Annotated in this window: 17 protein-coding genes and 2 pseudogenes; 11 read left to right on the top strand and 8 right to left on the bottom strand. The window is 65.8% G+C overall.

All coding sequences use genetic code 11. The annotated features are described in order from the left end of the window. Positions 1–66: 66 nt before the first annotated feature. The gene (locus L2Z93_RS18950) at positions 67–1,575 is read left to right on the top strand and encodes a hypothetical protein (RefSeq protein WP_090591058.1); all 1,509 of its coding nucleotides are present in this window, start codon (positions 67–69) and stop codon (positions 1,573–1,575) included. Positions 1,576–1,601: 26 nt separating this feature from the next. Further along, on the top strand, positions 1,602–2,900 hold the full coding sequence (locus tag L2Z93_RS18945) for an endonuclease/exonuclease/phosphatase family protein (protein WP_234786199.1): 1,299 nt from the start codon (positions 1,602–1,604) through the stop codon (positions 2,898–2,900). 460 nt (positions 2,901–3,360) lie between these two features. Here the strand turns inward: L2Z93_RS18945 and L2Z93_RS18940 are convergent. The 3 genes from L2Z93_RS18940 to L2Z93_RS18930 all read right to left on the bottom strand — a co-directional run bounded on the left by L2Z93_RS18940 (position 3,361) and on the right by L2Z93_RS18930 (position 6,558). After that, a protein-coding gene (locus L2Z93_RS18940) for an IS3 family transposase (RefSeq protein ID WP_090587900.1) occupies positions 3,361–4,763 on the bottom strand; the annotation gives its coding sequence in 2 pieces (ribosomal slippage) (positions 3,361–4,403 and positions 4,403–4,763; 1,404 coding nt in all). A gap of 102 nt (positions 4,764–4,865) precedes the next feature. Next, complete coding sequence (locus L2Z93_RS18935) at positions 4,866–5,774, bottom strand: phosphotransferase (RefSeq protein WP_162561885.1); 909 nt, start codon at positions 5,772–5,774, stop codon at positions 4,866–4,868. A gap of 334 nt (positions 5,775–6,108) precedes the next feature. Continuing rightward, positions 6,109–6,558, bottom strand: a complete 450-nt coding sequence (locus L2Z93_RS18930) for a DinB family protein (RefSeq protein ID WP_202971879.1) — start codon at positions 6,556–6,558, stop codon at positions 6,109–6,111. Between the two features lie 491 nt (positions 6,559–7,049). On the opposite strand from L2Z93_RS18930, the pseudogene L2Z93_RS18925 reads away from it, so the two are divergent. Then, a pseudogene (locus tag L2Z93_RS18925) lies at positions 7,050–7,139 on the top strand (CPBP family intramembrane glutamate endopeptidase); the annotation flags it as partial. Positions 7,140–7,321: 182 nt separating this feature from the next. Here L2Z93_RS18925 and L2Z93_RS18920 read toward each other — a convergent pair. Continuing rightward, positions 7,322–7,783, bottom strand: a pseudogene (locus L2Z93_RS18920) (RpiB/LacA/LacB family sugar-phosphate isomerase). Between the two features lie 112 nt (positions 7,784–7,895). Between L2Z93_RS18920 and L2Z93_RS18915 the strand changes: the two are divergent. Then, positions 7,896–8,159 (top strand): DUF3297 family protein, encoded by a 264-nt coding sequence (locus L2Z93_RS18915; protein WP_090587669.1) that lies wholly within the window; start codon positions 7,896–7,898, stop codon positions 8,157–8,159. A gap of 37 nt (positions 8,160–8,196) precedes the next feature. Here the strand turns inward: L2Z93_RS18915 and L2Z93_RS18910 are convergent, their stop codons facing one another. Then, positions 8,197–9,006 (bottom strand): hypothetical protein, encoded by an 810-nt coding sequence (locus tag L2Z93_RS18910; RefSeq protein WP_090587673.1) that lies wholly within the window; start codon positions 9,004–9,006, stop codon positions 8,197–8,199. A 90-nt stretch (positions 9,007–9,096) separates the two neighbouring features. Here L2Z93_RS18910 and L2Z93_RS18905 point away from each other — a divergent pair, with 90 nt between their 5' ends. From L2Z93_RS18905 to L2Z93_RS18875, 7 genes are all read left to right on the top strand, one after another. After that, complete coding sequence (locus L2Z93_RS18905; RefSeq protein ID WP_128111911.1) at positions 9,097–9,297, top strand: hypothetical protein; 201 nt, start codon at positions 9,097–9,099, stop codon at positions 9,295–9,297. Positions 9,298–9,606: 309 nt separating this feature from the next. Continuing rightward, positions 9,607–9,744 carry a hypothetical protein gene (locus L2Z93_RS18900; protein ID WP_162561886.1) on the top strand — a complete coding sequence of 46 codons (138 nt, stop codon included), beginning with the start codon at positions 9,607–9,609 and terminating at the stop codon, positions 9,742–9,744. Positions 9,745–9,803: 59 nt separating this feature from the next. Next, positions 9,804–11,060: a plasmid pRiA4b ORF-3 family protein gene (locus tag L2Z93_RS18895; protein ID WP_090587675.1), complete on the top strand. Its 1,257-nt coding sequence runs from the start codon at positions 9,804–9,806 to the stop codon at positions 11,058–11,060. A gap of 148 nt (positions 11,061–11,208) precedes the next feature. Further along, entirely contained in the window at positions 11,209–11,460 is a 252-nt protein-coding gene (locus tag L2Z93_RS18890) for a type II toxin-antitoxin system prevent-host-death family antitoxin (RefSeq protein ID WP_090587678.1), read from the top strand. Then, complete coding sequence (locus L2Z93_RS18885; protein ID WP_090587681.1) at positions 11,457–11,873, top strand: type II toxin-antitoxin system VapC family toxin; 417 nt, start codon at positions 11,457–11,459, stop codon at positions 11,871–11,873. Before L2Z93_RS18890 ends, L2Z93_RS18885 begins: the two co-directional genes overlap by 4 nt. Positions 11,874–11,883: 10 nt before the next feature. Next, positions 11,884–12,972, top strand: coding sequence for an alanine racemase (locus tag L2Z93_RS18880; protein WP_090587683.1), 1,089 nt, complete (start codon positions 11,884–11,886; stop codon positions 12,970–12,972). 69 nt (positions 12,973–13,041) lie between these two features. After that, on the top strand, positions 13,042–13,917 hold the full coding sequence (locus L2Z93_RS18875; RefSeq protein WP_234786059.1) for a CPBP family intramembrane glutamic endopeptidase: 876 nt from the start codon (positions 13,042–13,044) through the stop codon (positions 13,915–13,917). A gap of 19 nt (positions 13,918–13,936) precedes the next feature. Here L2Z93_RS18875 and L2Z93_RS18870 read toward each other — a convergent pair whose 3' ends face one another. From L2Z93_RS18870 to L2Z93_RS18860, 3 genes are all read right to left on the bottom strand, one after another. After that, entirely contained in the window at positions 13,937–14,674 is a 738-nt protein-coding gene (locus tag L2Z93_RS18870; protein WP_090587687.1) for a hypothetical protein, read from the bottom strand. Positions 14,675–14,737: 63 nt separating this feature from the next. Beyond that, positions 14,738–16,708 carry a thiamine pyrophosphate-dependent enzyme gene (locus tag L2Z93_RS18865; RefSeq protein WP_090587690.1) on the bottom strand — a complete coding sequence of 657 codons (1,971 nt, stop codon included), beginning with the start codon at positions 16,706–16,708 and terminating at the stop codon, positions 14,738–14,740. Then, positions 16,705–18,354: a glutamate synthase-related protein gene (locus L2Z93_RS18860; RefSeq protein WP_090587692.1), complete on the bottom strand. Its 1,650-nt coding sequence runs from the start codon at positions 18,352–18,354 to the stop codon at positions 16,705–16,707. Before L2Z93_RS18860 ends, L2Z93_RS18865 begins: the two co-directional genes overlap by 4 nt. Positions 18,355–18,425: the final 71 nt, after the last annotated feature.

The following is an 18,425-nucleotide window of genomic DNA, read 5'->3' as shown; positions in this document are numbered from 1 at the left end:
GCGATGCCGCTCGCCTCAAGGCGGCAGCCGTCGCGCAGCACAGACCCACGGCCCTATCCTCGGACGATGGCAAGGATCTTCACTCTGGAGTCCGACGAGCCCGTCTACATAGAACTTCGAGCTGACGATGCTGGGGCCGTTCGGGCTGAGGGAATGGAATCCGACGATCGTGACAGGTGGGTGGTGATTCCTGCGGGAACTGCGCTGGCTGTCGCTGAGCACCAGGGGACCTGGTTTTTCCATTCCGAGGAGGGTGTCCATTGCGCTGCTGAACCCTTCACGGTCGAGGTTGATCTGGTCGTCTACAAGGACGGGACTGTCGGAATGCTGCCCGTTGAGGTCGGCGTCTTCGGCGAAGGCGAGCCGGATGACCTGTCTGGAGTGCCGGCGCTCACGTGCGAAGAAGCCACCCAGCTTCATCCCGAGTTCGCCGACCTTTTCACCGCCGAACCGGATCCGGAGTTCGAGGAGCAGGAGCGGGCGCGGGCCGAATCGGACAGACAGTGGGAAGCGATGGCGGAGATCGAACGCCGGGAGGGCCGTCTCAGCGCCGCGTACCGGATGCAACTCCGGCTGACCCCCCACGCCATACCGGTACGGGATATGGCCGAGATTGCCGAACTGTATGACGACGACCTACTTCGTCAGGCGATCAACGGTCACCCCGACAGGGAAATCGATGAGGACCTCGAGGATGACGAATGGTCGGTCGAGGACGACGAATGGGCGAAGGCCACCGCGGATAGATTCGATGAGGATGCGAAGGCCGGCGCCGCCATAGGCCTGATTGCGCGGATGCTCGTTGCTGAGGCGATTCTTCATCCCGGCGTGCGGCAATCAGACCTCAAAGGGCATATGGGCATCACAAGCGGCCCGCAATCAAAGCTCACCTACCCACTGGGCAAGGCTGGCATCTTGCACCGAACCGTCGAGAAGACCCAGGTGTTCCTCGCCCCCACCGACCGCTGTGAAGAGCTGGGACTCGATGAGAATAGCGCTGCGGAACTTGTGGCCTGGCGTGACGGAAATCCTGACCTGTGGGCCGAAATCATCCAGCGCGCAACCGAACCCGTCCAAGTTGAGAACCCAGACGATGGTTACGGTGAGTTTGTCGACTACTACGCCGATGAACGCGACGATGGCTCGATCCCATTTGGGCCCGATGCCCCCAGCGCGCGTGCTTGGCGACGTGTCCCTGATGAATGGGCCGACAATCCTCATATTCTGAGGTGGTGGACTGCGGAATGTGATGCAACGGTCGCGGAGCTGATTGGCCAGTGGCGTTGGCACTATCCCTGGAAGTTGGCAGACGCGGTCGGTGCGGTCGTAGGCAAGGACACGATCGATCGATGGACAACGCAGGACCCGAAGTGCCAGCAATATGCCTACAACAACGTGCTGATGTACTTCGGGATCGCTCATGCGCGCCGTGTCGGCCTTGAACGCGCGTTGCCGATGCCGCAAACGCGAACCTGCACTCGCTGCGGCACCGGCTTCGAAGAGGACCTCGTGCCGATGCGACGAGTGCGAGCGGGTAACGCTGAGGTGGCCGACAACTGCGGGAAATGCAAGTGATCGCTGGGACTGAAATTCCATCCGCGGTGGAGATCACGGTTGCGACCTGGAACACGCAATGGAGGACGCCCACCAGCGACGCCGGCCACCGGATCGCGGAGATTCTCCAAGCAACCAGCGCCGACATCATCGTTGTCACCGAAGGTGTCCGAGGTCTGCTTCCCGGGGGCGGCTATACCGTCGACGCTGGACCGGACTGGGGTTACTCCCTGGAGCAATCCCGTCGCAAAGTGATCGTCTGGTCGCGATATCCGCTCGCCCGGGAGTTCATGGGCACCGAAGGAGCGACCCGAGGCCGGCTGGTGGTCGCAACCGCAGTGTTGCCGGGTGGGCCGATACGTGTTGTCGGAGTGTGTATTCCATGGCGGGATGCGCACGTCCGGACCGGGCGCTGCGATGCCCAACCCTGGTCAGAACACTTGGACTACCTCGATCGCCTTGAGCGGATCCTCCCGTCACTCGACGATGGGATTCCTACGGTTGTCGCCGGCGATTTCAATCAACGAATCCCCCGCGAGCGCCAACCGATACGCGTCGCCGACAGGCTCAGCAGTGTCTTCGCAGACTGGACAATCCATACCGCGGGTGGGTTTCCGAACGGGCCCCACATCGATCACATTGGCACCAACCGGCGACTTGGGCTGGATGTCGCGGCCGACTGGCCTGCGTCAGATCACCTCGGCCGGCTAAGTGACCACGCCGGTGTCGTATGCCGCTTGCACCGTGCGGAGAACTCGATGCCGGGGGTGAATCAGATCCCCGCCTCAGAGCCGGACGAAATAAGCGAGGAGGGCCGGAGCGTGGAACAGACGAGTTATGCTACGACTGTTGGCGCGGTGCCGCCGAACGGCCCGTTGACCTCCGAGTTGCGCACCGAGATGGAAGACATCCTCCGGCGAAGCGGTGATGGTCTTTCGCACGGTGCGACCTTCCAGCTTCGTGAGCGAGGTCTCGGTGCCGCGGAGATTGCGGCCGAAAGGGAGGTAAGCCTCGGCACGACCCGCGGCTTTCTGAGCAGCCTCGACGCGTTGCTGACGGGCACCCTCCCGACGACGAAGTCAGCGGCGAAGAGGAACTCCTATGCCTACCGCGAGATGCTTAACCACCCCCGGTCGGTGAACCTTGACAGCCACGTGAAGGCGCAGTTGCGGAGGCTCAAAGAGATCAATTCAGAGGTGAGTTTCGAGCCACTGAACACGAGGGCTTTCCAGTATGGGAAAGGCAAGCCTCGGCAGCACCCGGTAGAGAGCCGACAGCAGGTATCGGCAGGGGATGCGTGCACAGAGTGCGCCGCAGTCGGAATCATTCACTCCGGCGAGTGTTAGGTGCCGGGCAGGTGCCGCAGTGTGTTCGCACTGGCGCTACAGAGCCAACTGCCTCCCACGGAGCGTTTTTGCTCAGTAGCGCCGAGGAAATGCCACTAACTTGAGACAATCCCAGGTGACACCACCTGAGACAACGCTCATCGCCGCAGTTCAGCACTTCGGCTCAGGACATGGAGCCCGAGATCCTACATTGTAGGTTCTCACGCTCGGCTTCAAAAGCTCACGGCTGACTCAGATGGATTTCAAGTTTGAGGTCGGAATGAGACGCGCCTATGCACCTGCGGAGGAACCGGACGGAACCCGCTAGCGGGTGGTGTACGCGGGCAGGGCTGTGGGGTCGATATCGGCATCCGGCCAGCGTTGTCGCAACGTTGCGGCTGCGGCGCGTGCCCAGCTGGCCAGCGCAGGCTGGCAGCTGAAGCGTTCCGGAATTTGTCAAGGTGTTTGAGTCCAGTGGGTGTTAGGCAGCTGTCGTCTGGTCCTCCGGTTCGGCTGGTTTGGGTGGGTTGATCGCGGCGGTCTCGGGTAGGTCGATGATCTTGGGTGCGCGGTCTTGGCTGAAGCGGTGCCGGTGGCGTGCTCGGGCCTCGGCGAGCACAATCCGCCGCTGGGTGTCTTTCTCGGCGGCGAGGCCGTAGAAGACGTCGGCGGGGGTGTGCAGGCCGATGCCGCTGTGCCGATGCTCGTGGTTGTACCAGTCCACGAACTCATCCATGAAATCCCTTGCGTGATGGATGGATTCGAACCGGTCCGGAAACGTCGGCGCGTACTTGAGGGTCTTGAACCACGACTCGCTGTAGGGGTTGTCATTGGAAACCTTGGGCCGCGAATGCGAGCGGGTCACCCCCAGATCGCAGAGCAGGCCGGCGACGGTGTTGCTCGTCATCGAGGTGCCCCGGTCGGCGTGCACGACGTGTGGGATGCCGTAGGTTCCGAAGATCTGCTCCATCATCTCTTTGGCCAGCACACCGCATTCGCGGGCGTGCACGTGCACCCCGACGATGTAACGCGAGTAGATGTCGATCATCACGTAGGCGTCGTAGTAGAGGCCCTTGGCCGGGCCGCGCAGCTTGGTGATGTCCCAGGAGTACACCTGCCGGGGCGCGGTGGCCACCAACTCCGGGCAGACCGCCTTGCGGTGCCGGGCCAGCCGGCGCCGCTCCTTGACCTGCTTGTTCTCGTTCAGCAGGCGATACATCGTCGACACCGAGCACAGGTAAGTGTCCTCATCGAGCAACGTGGCCCACACCTGGATCGGGGCGGCATCGACGAACCGGGCACTGTTGAGCACCTCCACCACCCGAGCGCACTCGGCGGCGGACAGCTTGTTGACCGGCGCCGCGGGCGCCCGCGCCGGCCCGGCCGGCGCGGGTGCGGCCCGCCGCAGCGCGGTCGAGCGGTGCATCCCGGTCAACACCGCCGCAGCCCGGGTCGTGACATGCAGGCCGCGCAGAGCGGTCCAGGTGTCCATCAGCGCTTGGTCGGCTTGGTCGGCGGCTCCGCGCTCTCGGAGAGACTTTCCAAGAGCGCGTGTGCTTTTCCCATGATGTCCAGGGCGGCTTCGGTGGTGGCCAGCCGCTTGGTGGTCTTGTCGAGTTCGCGCTTGAGGCGGGCGATCTCAGCCTGCTCGGCGGTCAGCCGCCCGACCTTGGCACCGGCCGGTTTGCCCTCCAACACCCCGGCGTCGCGCTGCTTGCGCCACTCGCTGATCAGCGACGAGTACAAGCCCTCACGGCGCAGGTAGGCGCCACCATCATTGGTTTCACAGGCCTGCTCGTAGGCCACCAGATGCGCCAGCTTGTCGGCCGGGCTGAACGTGCGCCGCCGCTGCGGCCCATCCGAGCGCGGATGCGTGGAATCCATCTGCACATTCTCCCCAGCCACAGCCAGGTTGGAAATCGTCATCGTTAAGTCGATCCGTATCTCGCCCTGCAGGCGGATTTGCTATGAACCACTGGACTCAACTCACCCTGACACGCAGGGTTCTGCGGTCGTTGCTGCTGCTTCGAGGGTCGCGACTCGATGCACTCGGCTAGCGTCACCCGCTGGCCGTGCGTCGATCTCCGGAAGTTTCGCCAGCCTGCGGGCGGCCCAGATGAATGTTCCCCCGGCGACTGCCCGACCATATGTTCTGTCGTCGGTGACTTCCGGTATGGCAGTAGCTAGTTGGGCGCGGTACGCGGCCTCCACGAGGGTGGGTTCGCTGAGCGTGATCCACATTGGGCCTGGTGTGTAGAGGTCGGTCATTTCGGCGAGCACGTGCCGGAATCCCGCGGTCTCGAAATCGATCAGTCGCCCGTCACCGGCCGTGCCGACGAGGTAGTTGTTAAGGCCGACATCCCCGTTAGTCAACGCGAGGAACCGACCGGGATGCAGGATCTCAGTTATTGCATCCGCTAGCTCGTGTGCCGCCGCGGAAGAGATGGTGGTGCCGAAGTCGGTAAGGCGGTCGATGCCGGAACGCAAGCCGTCGAGGGACGCTTTGAGGTCGGCGTCCGGATCGGCCCAGGCGCCCGGTCCTGCGTAGTACTCTTCGGCCCGTCCTGCGGTGACGGCGTGCAGTCGGCCCAGCGCGCGAGCGAAATCCACCACCGCGCGATCGTCACCGGCGAGGATGAGCTCGCGTAATGAGGGGCGCGGGCCGAGGTCTTCGATGACCAGCAGGTCCTCGCCAGAGGCAAGCAACTTGGGCGTAAGTGGGGGCTCGACGTCTGCGAGGAATTGCAGTGCAGATCGTTCGGCGCGCAGCCGCGCGGGCTCGGCCCGTTCAGTGTCCGCGGTACGGGACCACTTCACTATCACGGTCGTATTGTCGGCGAGACGGACGCGCGCGACCGACCACGGTTGCAACCTATCGACCGACTGCACGGGCACACCGAGCAGCCGTTCGATGGCTGCGCTGGACGGGACACGAGGCGCTATTGTCCCAGCGGGGCGGAAGCAAAGGGAACGCAGCGAAGTCGGCAGGTAGTGGATTCACGGCCGGAGGATTCGATTGGGATCATTCATTTCGGGGAGTGTTATCGGCGGCCCGGTTGTAGGAAATGAAGAAGTTCGTGAGACAAACTCGGGTGCAGTGACCGTGAGACAACTTCGATAGCCGCAGGTCAACGTCCGGGGCATGTGCAGTGAAAAGTGAGAACCTACACGTGTTTGTGTGGCCGGCCCGCCCACATTGAGTGGTGCATTTGAGACGTCCGGTGGATGGCTACGACCGATTGCCTGCGTCGAAATCGGCGATCTGTTCGCGCAGGATGTCGCCGTGACCGGCATGTCGGGCGAACTCCTGGATGAACATCAGCAGCGTCCATCGCATACTGACGGTTCCTTCGCGGGGGTTCTCCTTGGTGTCATTGAGGGAGAAGCGCGAGGCGATCTCGCGTGACCGCTGGCTTGCGCGCTCGAATTCAGCGATGACGTCCGCTAGCGACTCGTCGTCTGCGACGGCAAAGGTTCCTTCATCGCGACGTGAGTAGCCGTCGCATGCGGATTCGTCGAGTCCTGCCCAGAATCGTTGGAACCAGATTCTTTCCGCGCCGGCGGCGTGCTTGAGTAGTGAGATCGGTGTTGTCAGCGATGTGACGAGTCGTCGGCGAGCATCGGCTTCCGATAGGCCGCGGACGATCGCGATGAGCGCTTCTCGGTTGCGGTCGAGCATGTCCTCGATGATCACCCGCTCGGAGCCATTGGTAATTCCATTGAGAGTCAAGGCGTTTCACCCTTTCTGTTGTGTGAGTTTGGCCTGCGTTTGGCGCAGCCGCCCGTGGTGCCCGACGTCGCTTCGGTAGAAATGACGCGATGCGATCACCCGGTGTGCTCTGGTACCTGGCGCTGGCCTTCGGGCCGGCGTGGATTGCGTGGATCGCCGTGGGGCTGGCCGGATGGACGATGGACGATCCGGTCATTCAGCTCGTGACCGCAGCCTTCATCCCAGCTGCGGCCGCAGCGATCGTCCGTAGGTGGGTCCACAGGTGAGGGGTTCGCCGACGCCGGGCTCAGGCCGCGATTCCGCGACCATTGGCGCACGTACGTGTTCGCCGTGGGTTTGTCCCCGTTGATCCTCACGATCGCACTGTTGCTCGCCTGGCTGCTCGGGTTTGGGATCCCGGGACGACCGCGTGGTCCGAGTACTGGGTGTTCCTCTTGGCGATGCCGGTCATTCCCCTGCTCACGGCGCCGATCTTCTTCGGCGAGGAGTTCGGTTGGACCGCCTACCTGCGTGATCGGCTGCTGCCCGGCCGGCCGGTGGCCACTACCTTCGCGACCGGTCTGATCTGGGGGCTGTGGCATTGGCCGTTGCCCTCGGGATCGACATCATCACCGACTCACGCCTTTCCGTCACGGGAAGCACCCTGCTGTACCTCGCCGCGATGACCCCGTCGTCGCCGCCGTCCTGATCTGGGGACAGTGGCAGATCACGTTCAGACCTGCGGTGTCCGATACCGGGCGTCGATGTCCGTGACCTTCTGGACCCGGCGGGCGTATTCCTCCCCGGCCGCGGTTGTTCCGAGCCAGTCCGTGGACATCCACACGCGCACGATCTCGAGCGCGATCGCCGAGCCGATGATCTTGCCTCCGATGCACAGAACGTTGGTGTCCGAATGCGAGCGCGCCAACTCGGCACAGAACGAGTCCTAGCACACGGCGGCGAACACACCCGCCACCTTGTTGGCGATCATCGCGCTGCCGTAGCCGACGCCGTCCACAAAGATCCCGCGGTCCACCTCGCGCCGGGCGACTGCCAGGGTGGCGGGAAGAACGTGGTCAGGCAGGTCGACCGGGTCATCGGCGTCGGTGCCGAAGTCGAGGACCTCATGTCCGCCGGCCGTCAGGGCAGCTTTGATCTCTTCCTTGAGAGCGAGGCCGGCATGGTCATTCGCCATTGCGATGCGCATTATCGGGACCTTCTTCCTCGGGTGACACCGTTAACCTAAGCAGCCCGATGCGATAGTTTCGTCGGGTTGTCCCGAACAGCGTCCAACGAAAGAAGCCACTATGTCCGAGGACCCGAACGCAGACAGCCCGCCGGATCACCTCTCGATCGATCCGCGCAGCCCGTTCTACGACGAAGAGACGCTCCTCCGCGGCGTGGGCATTCGGTTCAATGGCGCCGACAAGACGAACGTCCACGAGTACGACGTGACCGAGGGTTGGGTGCGCGTCGAGGTCCCCACGTCGAGGGACCGCCGTGGAAATCCGATGGTGGTCAAGCTCAACGGCACGGTGGAGCCGTATTTCCGTTCCGCGGCAGGGAACTGATCCTCGGCCAAATGTCACATGGGCGGCAGACGTCTGATCACAGGGTCTCCTCCGCGGCCTCACCGTGCAGGCGGCTCAACTCGGCCGCCAACTCGGCCAGCGTCTCGATGTCCTGGCCCTCGCGGTACAGCACCAGGCCGACGGCGCCGCTGGTCATCGACGACATCTGGATCAGGTCAGCGGGAAAGTCGATGGTGCGCGTCACCACCGTGGGTCGCACCTCGCCGTGCCAGATGAGTTGCACGTGCACTGGGAACCCGACGTCGACCGCCAGCGCGTCGGCCGGTTGGTAAACGTTCTCGCGGATCAACTCCAGGTCCTCGAACCGGTAACCGTGGACCGCGTGGCTGTCGGCGCCGACCACGATCAACAGCGGATCGTTCATCACGTAGCCGTGCATGTGATAAATCGTCGGGAGAATGACCAGCGTGGCGCCGCCGCGGCTGAGCACGTCGAGGTGCAGCGTCGGGGGCTCGATGCCGGAGGCCTGCACAATCGTGTCGGCGAGGATGCGTTGACCGGACTGCGACCAGCGCCGCACTGTACGGCTCGACGGTGGTTCGGCGCCACGCGGCTCACGTTCGTGCTGGGCGACGGCGAAGGTGTTGAGCCGCTCCTCGGTATTGCCGGTATAGCCGAACCCGCCCAGGTGGGCGAACGCGGCGCCCACGTCACGGCTGGTGTTGCGCCGCCGGATCCCGTCGATCACCAGGAACGCCTGCTCGAAGTCGCCGCGGGCCAGTAGAGCGGTGATGGTGGGGCACTGCACGAGGTTGTCGGCGGTGATGCCGCCCGGGCGGTCGATCAGGCTGTCCAACTCGGCGGTGATCGTCTCGACAATGCCCATCGACGTCCCCCTTGTCAATTTGGTGTCACGACTTCTGGCTGTGAATCCAGGAGCCTAGGGGTTGTCCGATCGGCACGAAGGAGGTGCGGCATGGCACGGCCGAAGTCGAAGAAAACTCATCCTGTTCGCCGGACGTCGATTTGGGATGCGGTGATCGCGGCGACGACCCAAGGATGGTCGGCGACGATGCGCCTGTGCGTGCTGCTGCTGGTGATCTGCGGCGCCCTGATCGCGGCATCGGTGCTCAACGCGCCTTTGCTGACCACGCTGACATCGCTGTTCGGAAGTTGAGGACCCCGAAGCGGCAGCGCATTCTCGTTCTCGGGCCGGAGGAGGATTTCGACCGGCTGACCGGCGGACGTGACCTCGTCGGTGACAGGCTCTGGGCGCGAGGCGCCAGCATCTGGTGGTGCCGTTTAGCCAGATCACATGACTACCGATAGCTCCACCGAAACGTCGCCGAGACGGCCGAGTTATGGGAGCGGGTGCCCACCTCGATGCCGATCCGCCACAGCACGGATCCGGCCACCGTGGAAGAACTCGACCGAACCGTCTCGGAGGAGATGGAACCGGAGGACTGGAGCGACGTTCTGTGAACCGATGCCGGTCGTCAGTTACGTGCAGTGCGAGCTGATCCGCGCTATCTCCCATGATCGGCTGGTGCGCCAAATCAGCGAGGTCGATCCGAGGGACACGTTGCAGATCGCCAAGATTGTTTCCCGAATGCTCGGTTTCTGAGGCAGGCCGGACGAGCGGGATCGCGCAGCCGACCGCCGTCGCCGTGGCATCCTCAAGGGATGGCGCGGACCTGGCTGTCGGTGACGGTGGAACTGCTCGGTGGGGGTGGGACAGACCTGTGGCCGTGGCCGGGTCGCATCTTCGCGGTCGGGCCGGCGCACACGTTCTCGGATCTCGCCGAAGCCATCAACGACGCGTTCGCGCGGTGGGACCGGTCGCATCTGTCGATGTTCAACCTCGCCGACGGGCGGATGATCGCCGACGTCGACACCGGCGCCGACCTGACGAACTCCATCGCCGGCCCCATCACCGATTCGTTGGACATCGAGACGACGAAGGTCGCCCGGACCCTGGCTCTCGGCGAGGAGTTCCAATTCACCTTTGACCTAGGCGACAACTGGGTGCACCGCTGCGAAGTCGGCCCCGCCAAGATTGATCCGCTGGACACCCTGGGCATCGTGCCGCGAAAACCGTTGCCGTACTGGGGCTGGGGCAGCATCCCGGACCAGTACGGCCGGCGCTGGTCCGACGACGACGGGGAGAGCCGGGTGCCAAGGCGGCCGGCATACCCGCATCCGATGCAGACGCACGCCTGGCCGGCGAAGGCGCGGGAGACGCCGGTGGACATGACCGAATTGCGGCAAGCCATCGCGGACGCAGACGCGGAGGGTTTCCTCGCCGCAGTGCGCGGGCATGAGATCGAGGACGTCCTGCAACAGGTCGGCGCCGGCCTGCCGATGCTGCTGTCGAAGCAAGGAGAGCGGGCCGAGCCGGTGGTTTTGGCGGTGGTCAACCGACTTTCGTTCCGCGGCGGTGACGGCGACGGCGTGTTGGCGGACGACCTGATCGCGTTGCTGCGCGGCGAGCCACTCGCGGGTCGGGTGGCGCCGGTCGATCTGGAGACGCTGGCCTACCTGCGCGAGGGCGATCCCCTCGAGTCGAGCGGCGGTTACCTCGATCTCGTCAGCGGTGAGGCGTTCAACGAGAGCGCCGCCGACGAGGGGATGGTCGGCGAGGACGCCGCGATCGATGTCGATGAGGACCCCGAGCGCTGGCTCTGGTTTCCCCGCGCCGGGGGACGGGACGGGTGGGAAGACATGGCGGCCTTCGCGGCGCGTCAGCGTGACGCGCAGCTGCGCGAGCGGCTGGAGCGGGCCATCGAGGGCCGGGGAGCGTTCCGGCGGTTCCGCGACGTGGTCGATCAGGAGGGTATGGCCGAGCAGTGGTTCGCCTATGCCGAGGACCGTAAGCAGGGTCGAGCCCGCCAGTTCCTCGCCGACGAGGGCATCCGGGTAGGCCGTCCTTCGGAGGCCTGAAACACGGGCCACGACGGCCGATCCAACTGAGCGACCGGAAACCTAGGAAATGCGGCGGTTGGTGAGGCAACCCGCTTCCGGTCGCCTCTAGTGAACCGACGAGCGAATCCTGCTAGTCTACCTACAGTAGGTACATGAGAGGTGCGGCGTGAGCATCACAATCACCAGCCGGGAGTTCAATCGCGACGTTTCGGCGGCCAAGCGTGCGGCCGAGCAAGGGCCCGTGACGATCACCGACCACGGGCGTCGTTCGCATGTCTTGCTCACCGCAGAGGAGTTCGACCGTCTTTCCCGCAATCGTGACCTCGTCGGCGAGCGGCTCTGGGCCCGCGGCGCCGAAGACATCGAGATGGAGCTGCCGGAGCGACGGGTGCAGACGCCCCGCGAGCTTGATCTGTGAGGTTCCTTCTCGACACGAACATCATCAGCGATGCCCGGCTGAAGCGGTCGCCGGCGCTGATGTCCTGGTTGCGAGGCCAGGAGGTGGGCGACCTGGCGATCAGCGTCGTCACCCTATTGGAGCTCGAGCGGGGCGTTCGGCGAAAGGAGCGCACCGACCCCAGGGGTGCGCGACCCTTGCGGCTTTGGCTCGAGGAAGACGTCCGCCCCATGTTCGACAGGCGTCTGCTACCTGTGGATGAGCCGACGGCGGTCACGGCCGCGCGGCTGCACATCCCGGATCCGTTGCCGGAGATGGACGCCCTCATCGCGGCGACAGCGATCGCGCATGATCTTGTGCTCGTCACCCGTAACGTCGGAGACTTCCACCGCACGGGAGTGCGGTTGCTGAACCCCTGGGTTGAGGGGTCATAGGTTCACGCCTATGGCAGAGGACACGCTTCCCGAACTCCGGGTCGACCTCCCCGCGCTGGAACACAACATCGCGGTCATGGCGCAGTGGTGCGCGCAGCGCGGCGTCGAACTCTGCCCGCATATCAAGACCACCATGACCCGGCCCATCGTCCAGCGCCAGTTGGCGGCGGGGGCGTGGGGCGTCACCGTGGCCACCGTGCGCCAGGCAGGGGTGGCACTGGATTGGGGGCTGCGCCGAATCCTGATCGCCAATCAAGTCGTTCACCCCGGTGACCTGGAGACTATTGCCCAGTGGCTCAACGCGATCGGCGACCTGGAGCTGTACTGCCTGGTCGATTCGGTGGCGGGGGTGCGGGCAGCCGGGTCAGCGATGGTCGGTGTCCAGAACCCGCTGCGGGTCCTGGTGGACGTCGGAACCGCCAACGGCCGCACCGGAATTCGTGAACTCGCGCTCGGACTCCCAATCGCTGAGCTGTGCGCCGCGACGCCCGGACTGTTGTTGGCCGGCGCGGCGGGTTACGAGGGCATCCGCCCCAATCGCCGCGACACCGAAACGATAGAACTGGTGCGGGCGCACTGCCGCGCGACCGTGGCAGTGTTCGAGCAGATCCGCGCGCAGACGCAGACCGAACGCCCGATCTTCAGCATGGGCGGATCAGCATTCCCCGACCTGGTCGTCGATGTGCTCGCCGGCCTGAGCGACCGCGACCAGGCGCTGGTCGTGCTGCGGTCCGGCTGCTACGTCACCCACGATCACGGCACGTACGCCAACGTGTCACCGGTGGCCGGGTTGCGACCGGCGCTGAGTGTGCGGACCGTCGTCCTCTCCGCCCCGGAGCCGGGGACCGTCGTCGTCGGCGCGGGCAAACGCGAACTTCCCTACGACGCCGGAGTTCCGGTGCTGCTCGGCGCCCGTGGCGTCGCGACGCGATTGTTCGATCATCACCTGGTGTTCACCGAGGCCGCTGGGCTCGAAGTCGGGGACGTCGTCGACCTGGGCATCTCGCATCCCTGCTCGGCGTTCGACCGGTGGGCGGAGATCGCCGTCGTCGACGCGGCGGGCCGGACAAGCGAACGTTGGCGCCCGCAGTTCCGCTGAACGCAGCAGGGCTGCGGCGTGGAAATGCAGCGCAGCATGAGAACCCGCACACGCTATAGATTCGGCCCCGTGGCCCGCGCAAACGTTTCTCCGGACGGTGGAGCGCGATCGCGGGCGGGCGCGATGGTGAGCACCGCGGGCATGTGCGTCTACCTCGCGGCGCTGGTCACCGTCGCCGTCGCAGGCGAGGGCCGGATTCGATACACCGCCGACAGTGACGACACCATCCCGATGTGGCATCCGCTGCTGGCCGCGGCCGTGGGTGTGATGCTCATTCAGCTCACACCGGGCGCCGCGCCGGCAGCCTCCACGACGCCGCGCCACCGAGCCGGGTTCGACGCCGTGACGCTGCTCGGGCTCGCCACCGGTTTCACGATCTCGTTGACGTTGCTCGGCGCCGACGACGCGAACTACCTCGTGCTCAAGGTGGCGCTCCTGGTGGTCGCGCCGATGCTGTTGTTCGCGGCTGGACGGCGGCGCGAGGCTGCGCAGCACACCGACATCGAAGTGCCGCAAACGCAGTCGCACCGATGGTGGGCGCTGACGCCCACGCTGGGCTGGGTGGCCACCTTCATGGCGTTGTCGCGTCCCCAGCCGGCAGGAGGATTCGAGGCCGACGTGGTCACCATTGCCGCCGCGGTGATCTTCGGGTTCGTGATCAACGCCGTCGTGGAAGAGTTCTTCTACCGGCGGTGGCTGCAGTCACGCTGGCAACTCGTGCTCGGCGGGGTGTGGCCCGCGATCGTCATCAGTTCGTTGGCCTGGGCGTCGTGGCACATAGCCATCCAGGGAACGGGTGACCTACCGCTGGACCTGGCGAACGTCGTTGCCAATCAGGGCATCACCGGGATTTTCCTGGGGCTGCTCTGGCAGCGCTACAAAGTGATGTGGCCACTGCTCGTCGCGCACGGCGTGATGAACGCGAACCCGATCGCGTTCATCTGAGTCGGGACGACGACGGCAGTCAGGGCCGCTCGGCCGCCGCGGATTCGATCCAGTTCGAGAACTCGCACGCCAGGTGCCAGCGGTGGCCCCGGATGATCCGGCCGAGAATCAGCAGCGGGAACTCCACGACGAGGCGGGCATGGAGCCCGTCGGCGGTGTCGCGGAACTGGTGTCGAACTCCGCCGATAGCGGTTCCGTCCGCGCTGCGGGCGACCCCGTCGAGCCGGAACGGAAACCGCGGATCGATGGCGGTGGTGAGGCTGGACACGTCGTCGTAGTCGATGGTGAACAGCGCGGTGAACGGACTCCCACCGTTTGTTTCCAGGACTTCCTGTTTGCCGCCGACCATCCGCAGCACGAAATGGTCGGGGCAGGACAATTCCATCGCGTCCTGGTTGGACGAGAAGGTGATCTCTTCGAACCAGTTGGTGAAGAATTCGGCGTCCGGGCCGCCTCGTGCCGTCAGGTCGATGGCGCAGGCGCGCCGCTTCTCGCTGACCTTGCTCTGCCACCGCGCGAAGGTGTCGGCGAGCTTGACGTCGCGGGTCAGTCGGCGGTGGATCTCGTCGTCGCCCAATTCACTCTTGGCATGCAGCCACGCTTCGCGGCGTTGTGCCACGGGCGCCGACGGCGGGGCGGGCAGCCGAAGCTTCCGCGCGGCCGCGTCGATCCGTTTGTTCTCCCACTCGAGCACCGCCGACCGGGAGACAACCTGATTTCCGATGGTGGCGGTGATCTCGACGCCGGGCCGGGCCATTGAAACAACCTAGCTGGCGGAGGGTCCTCCCGGTGGGCGTCCGAGCCGGACTCCGCTCCAAGCTCAGTTCGACGACGGGTCGACGAGGATCTCGACCAACGCCGGCCCGGGATAGTCGAGCGCCGCGCTGACAGCCGCGTTCAGCTCGGCGGCGTCGCTGACCTGGCGGCCGTACCCGCCGCAATCCCGCGCGAACGCGGCGAAATCCGGATTGCGCAGCGACGTCTGCCACACCGCGTACTCCGAACTGCGTTGCTCCTGGCTGATCTTCCCGAGCTCACCGTTGTTGAGCAGCACGTGAGTGATGTTCATGTCGTACTTCACCGCGGTGGTGAAGTCGGCGAGGTACTGACCGAAGCCGCCGTCGCCGGTGACCGCGACGACCGGCCGGTCGGGGGCCGCCGCCCACGCGCCCATCGCGGCCGGGAACCCGAAGCCGATGGATCCGAGGTATCCCGACATCAGCACCGATTGGCGGTCTTTGGTCTCGAAGTAGCGCCCGAACGAGTAGGCGTGGTTGCCGACGTCGACAGTGAGCACGGCATCGGCCGGCACGAGACGGCCGAGTTCGGCGAACACCGTCGCGGGGGCGATCCGCCCGGCCGGATTCCGTTGCGCCCGAAGTGATTTCTCCGATCGCCACACCGCCCAGCGCTCGGCGACCTCCGGGCGTTGGTCGACCAATGCGGGATGGGTGCGCAACCGACCCAACAGAGCCGACACGGTCACTCCGACATCTCCCAGCACCGGAACCGCCACCGGAGCAAAGCGTCCCAGCGCCAGCGGATCCGAGTCCACCTGGACGACGGGCTTGTACGGCGAGATGCCGGTGTGGTTGGAGAAGGACGCGCCGAACACGATGAGCAGGTCGGCTTTGTTCATCATCCAGGACGCCACCGGTGTGCCGGACCGGCCCAGCGCCCCACAGGCCAGCGGGTGCTCGTCGGGGATCTGTCCTTTGGCCTTGAATGTGGTGAGCACCGGCGCGCGCAGTCGCTCGGCCAGCGTGACGATGTCCGCCATGTCGAACTTGGCGCCCGCGCCGACGATGATGACCGGGCGGATTGATGCTTCGATGCGTTGCAGCGCGGCCGAAAGCGGAGCGGAAGGCGGCGAGATCCGCAGGTCGGGCATCCGACCCTCCGGGCCGGAGGCGCGCTGATCCGCGGCTTCGATGATCTGCACCTCGTCGGGCACGACGAGGTGGGCGACGCCGCGTTCCAGGATGGCGTGCTTGAGCGCCAGGGTCATCAACTCGGCGTGCTCGGAGCCGGCGCGCACCATCTCCGAGTAGACGGCGACATCGGCGAACGCCGCCAGCAGGTCGATGTCCTGGAACGCGCCCTTGCCGGCCACCGCCGAGTCGACGTTGCCGGACAGCGCCAGCACCGGCGCTCGGTCCGCCTTGGCGTCGTAGAGACCGGTCAGCAGATTTGTCGACCCGGGACCCGCGATGCCGAAGCAGGCCGCCGGTCGGCCGGTCAGTTTCCCGTAGGCGGCTGCGGCGAACGCGGCGGCGCCTTCGTGCCGGATGCCGAAAAACCGGAGTTTCCCGGCGCTCTCGGCGCGGCGCATGGCCTCGGCGAGTCCCAGGTTGGAGTGCCCGACCATTCCGAAGACCGTGTCGAGGCCCCAATTCGTCATCGTCTCCGCCAGGACGTCGCTGACGGTGCGCGCCGCGGGCGCCGGTGGCGGTGTCCCGACGTAGACGCCGTCGCCGCGGACCTGCACCGGGTAGGTCGGCACGTCGAAATCAGGGCCGCCGGCGGCCTCGCCGGTGAACGGGTCGAAGTCGAATCCGTGCCAGGGGCAGCGGATCTTGTCGTTCTCCAGGGTGCCCTGCCCGAGCGGCCCGCCCTGGTGCGGGCAGCGGTTGTCGATGGCCCCGTAGGCGCCGTTGAGCTTGGTCAACGCCACCGTTTTGAGGCCGGCCGGACATGACCGCACCTGGCCGTCGTCGAATTCATCGAGCTCGGCGGCCTTGTGCCACTGGAGTTTCCGGGCCGATGCGTCGGTGTGGTTATCAGCGGTCATAGCGGGAGCACTCCTGCGTAGGGGACCCCGCTGAGGTAGGCGAAGTCGCGGTCGAACGTGGTCAGGTCGTCGAGGGTGAAGTCGGCCAGGCGCCGGCGTCCGCAGGCCCGGGCGAGCACCGTCATCAGGTCCACGGTGGAGCGCAGGTAGCGGTTCAGTCGGTCCGCCGCCGATCGCACGGGCAGTCGGGCGCGCAGCTTCGGGTCCTGGGTGGCGATGCCCACCGGGCAGGTGTTGGTGTGGCAGGCGCGCATGGCGACACAGCCGATGGCCTGGATCGCGGCGTTGGAGACGCCGATCGCGTCGGCGCCCAGGGCCAGGGCCTTCACCATGTCGGCCGGCGTCCGGATCCCACCGGTGACCGCGAGGGTGATCCGGCTGCCGCGGGCGTCCAGGTGTTGACGGGCGCGAGCCAGCGCCGGAATGGTCGGGACGGAGATGTTGTCCCGGAAGATCGTTGGCGCGGAACCGGTTCCACCGCCACGGCCGTCGAGGATCACGTAGTCGACCCCGATCTCCAGGGCCGCGTCGAGATCGTGCTCAATGTGCTGCGCGCTGAGCTTGTAGCCCACCGGGATCCCGCCGGAGACCTCACGCACCTGCGCGGCGAAATCCCGGAAATCGTTCAGGGTGCTCAGGTCGGTGAAACGCGCGGGTGAGATCGCCGACGTCCCCGGCGGCAATCCGCGCACCTCCGCGATCTTGCCGACCACCTTTGATCCGGGGAGATGTCCGCCGGTGCCGGTCTTGGCGCCCTGCCCGCCCTTGAAATGAAACGCCTGCACCTTGCGCAGGTGCTCGAAGCTCCAGCCGAAGCGCCCCGACGCCAGTTCGTAGAAGTACCGCGAATTCGCTTGCTGCTCTTCGGGAAGCATCCCGCCCTCCCCGGAACAGATCCCGGCGCCGGCGAGCTCGGCCCCGGCGGCGAGCGCGATCTTGGCCTCCTCGGACAACGCTCCGTAGCTCATATCGCTGACGAAGATCGGGATGTCGAGCACCAGCGGACGATGCGCCCCGGGCCCGATGACCGTCTGGGTGTCGACCGGTTCATCGTCGAGTAGCGGCAGTCGCGCCAGCTGCGCGGTGATCAGCTGGATCGAATCCCAGGACGGCAACTCGGTGCGTGAAACGCCCATCGCCGCCGAGGGTCCGTGCTCGCCGACCTTGCTCAGCCCGTGCGTGGCCAGCTCGTGGATCGCGGTGTTGAACGGCTCCTCCGCGGTGTCGGCGGGCCGGACCCACCGGCCCTGATAGCCGTCGTCGACGTGGGTCTGCGGGTGGGCGCGGGTGAACTCCGCGAGCGCGGACCGGTCGGTGGAGACCACGCCGTCGACGACGTGAACCGGCAACGTCGGCAACGTGACCGACGGGTTCACCGGCGACACCCCGGTGTCCACGTCGTAGCGCCAGCCGTGCACGCCGCAGACCACGACGTCGCCGTCGATGTGGCCGTCGGCCAGCAGCGCGCCGCGGTGCGCGCACCGACCGGACAGCGCGGACACCTTCTGGCCGCGCCGGATAAGCACGAGGTCGGCTCCAGCGGCGGTCACGGCGAACGGGGTGTTGTCGGGTAGCTCGGATAGGTCGGCCAGCTTGACGCCGGGCGCTGCTTCCGAGGCCGTCGTCGTTGTGAGATTCGGATTCACTTCATCCAGCGTATGAGCGCTTGACGTGGCGATACGGTGCGGTGCGTCTCGCAACGAGACGATCCGGTTCG

Source organism: Mycolicibacterium brumae, assembly GCF_025215495.1.
GTDB classification, from domain to species: Bacteria; Actinomycetota; Actinomycetes; order Mycobacteriales; family Mycobacteriaceae; genus Mycobacterium; species Mycobacterium brumae.
The sequence above is the reverse complement of the archived record's forward strand: the minus strand, read 5'-3'. Positions and strand labels throughout refer to the sequence as shown.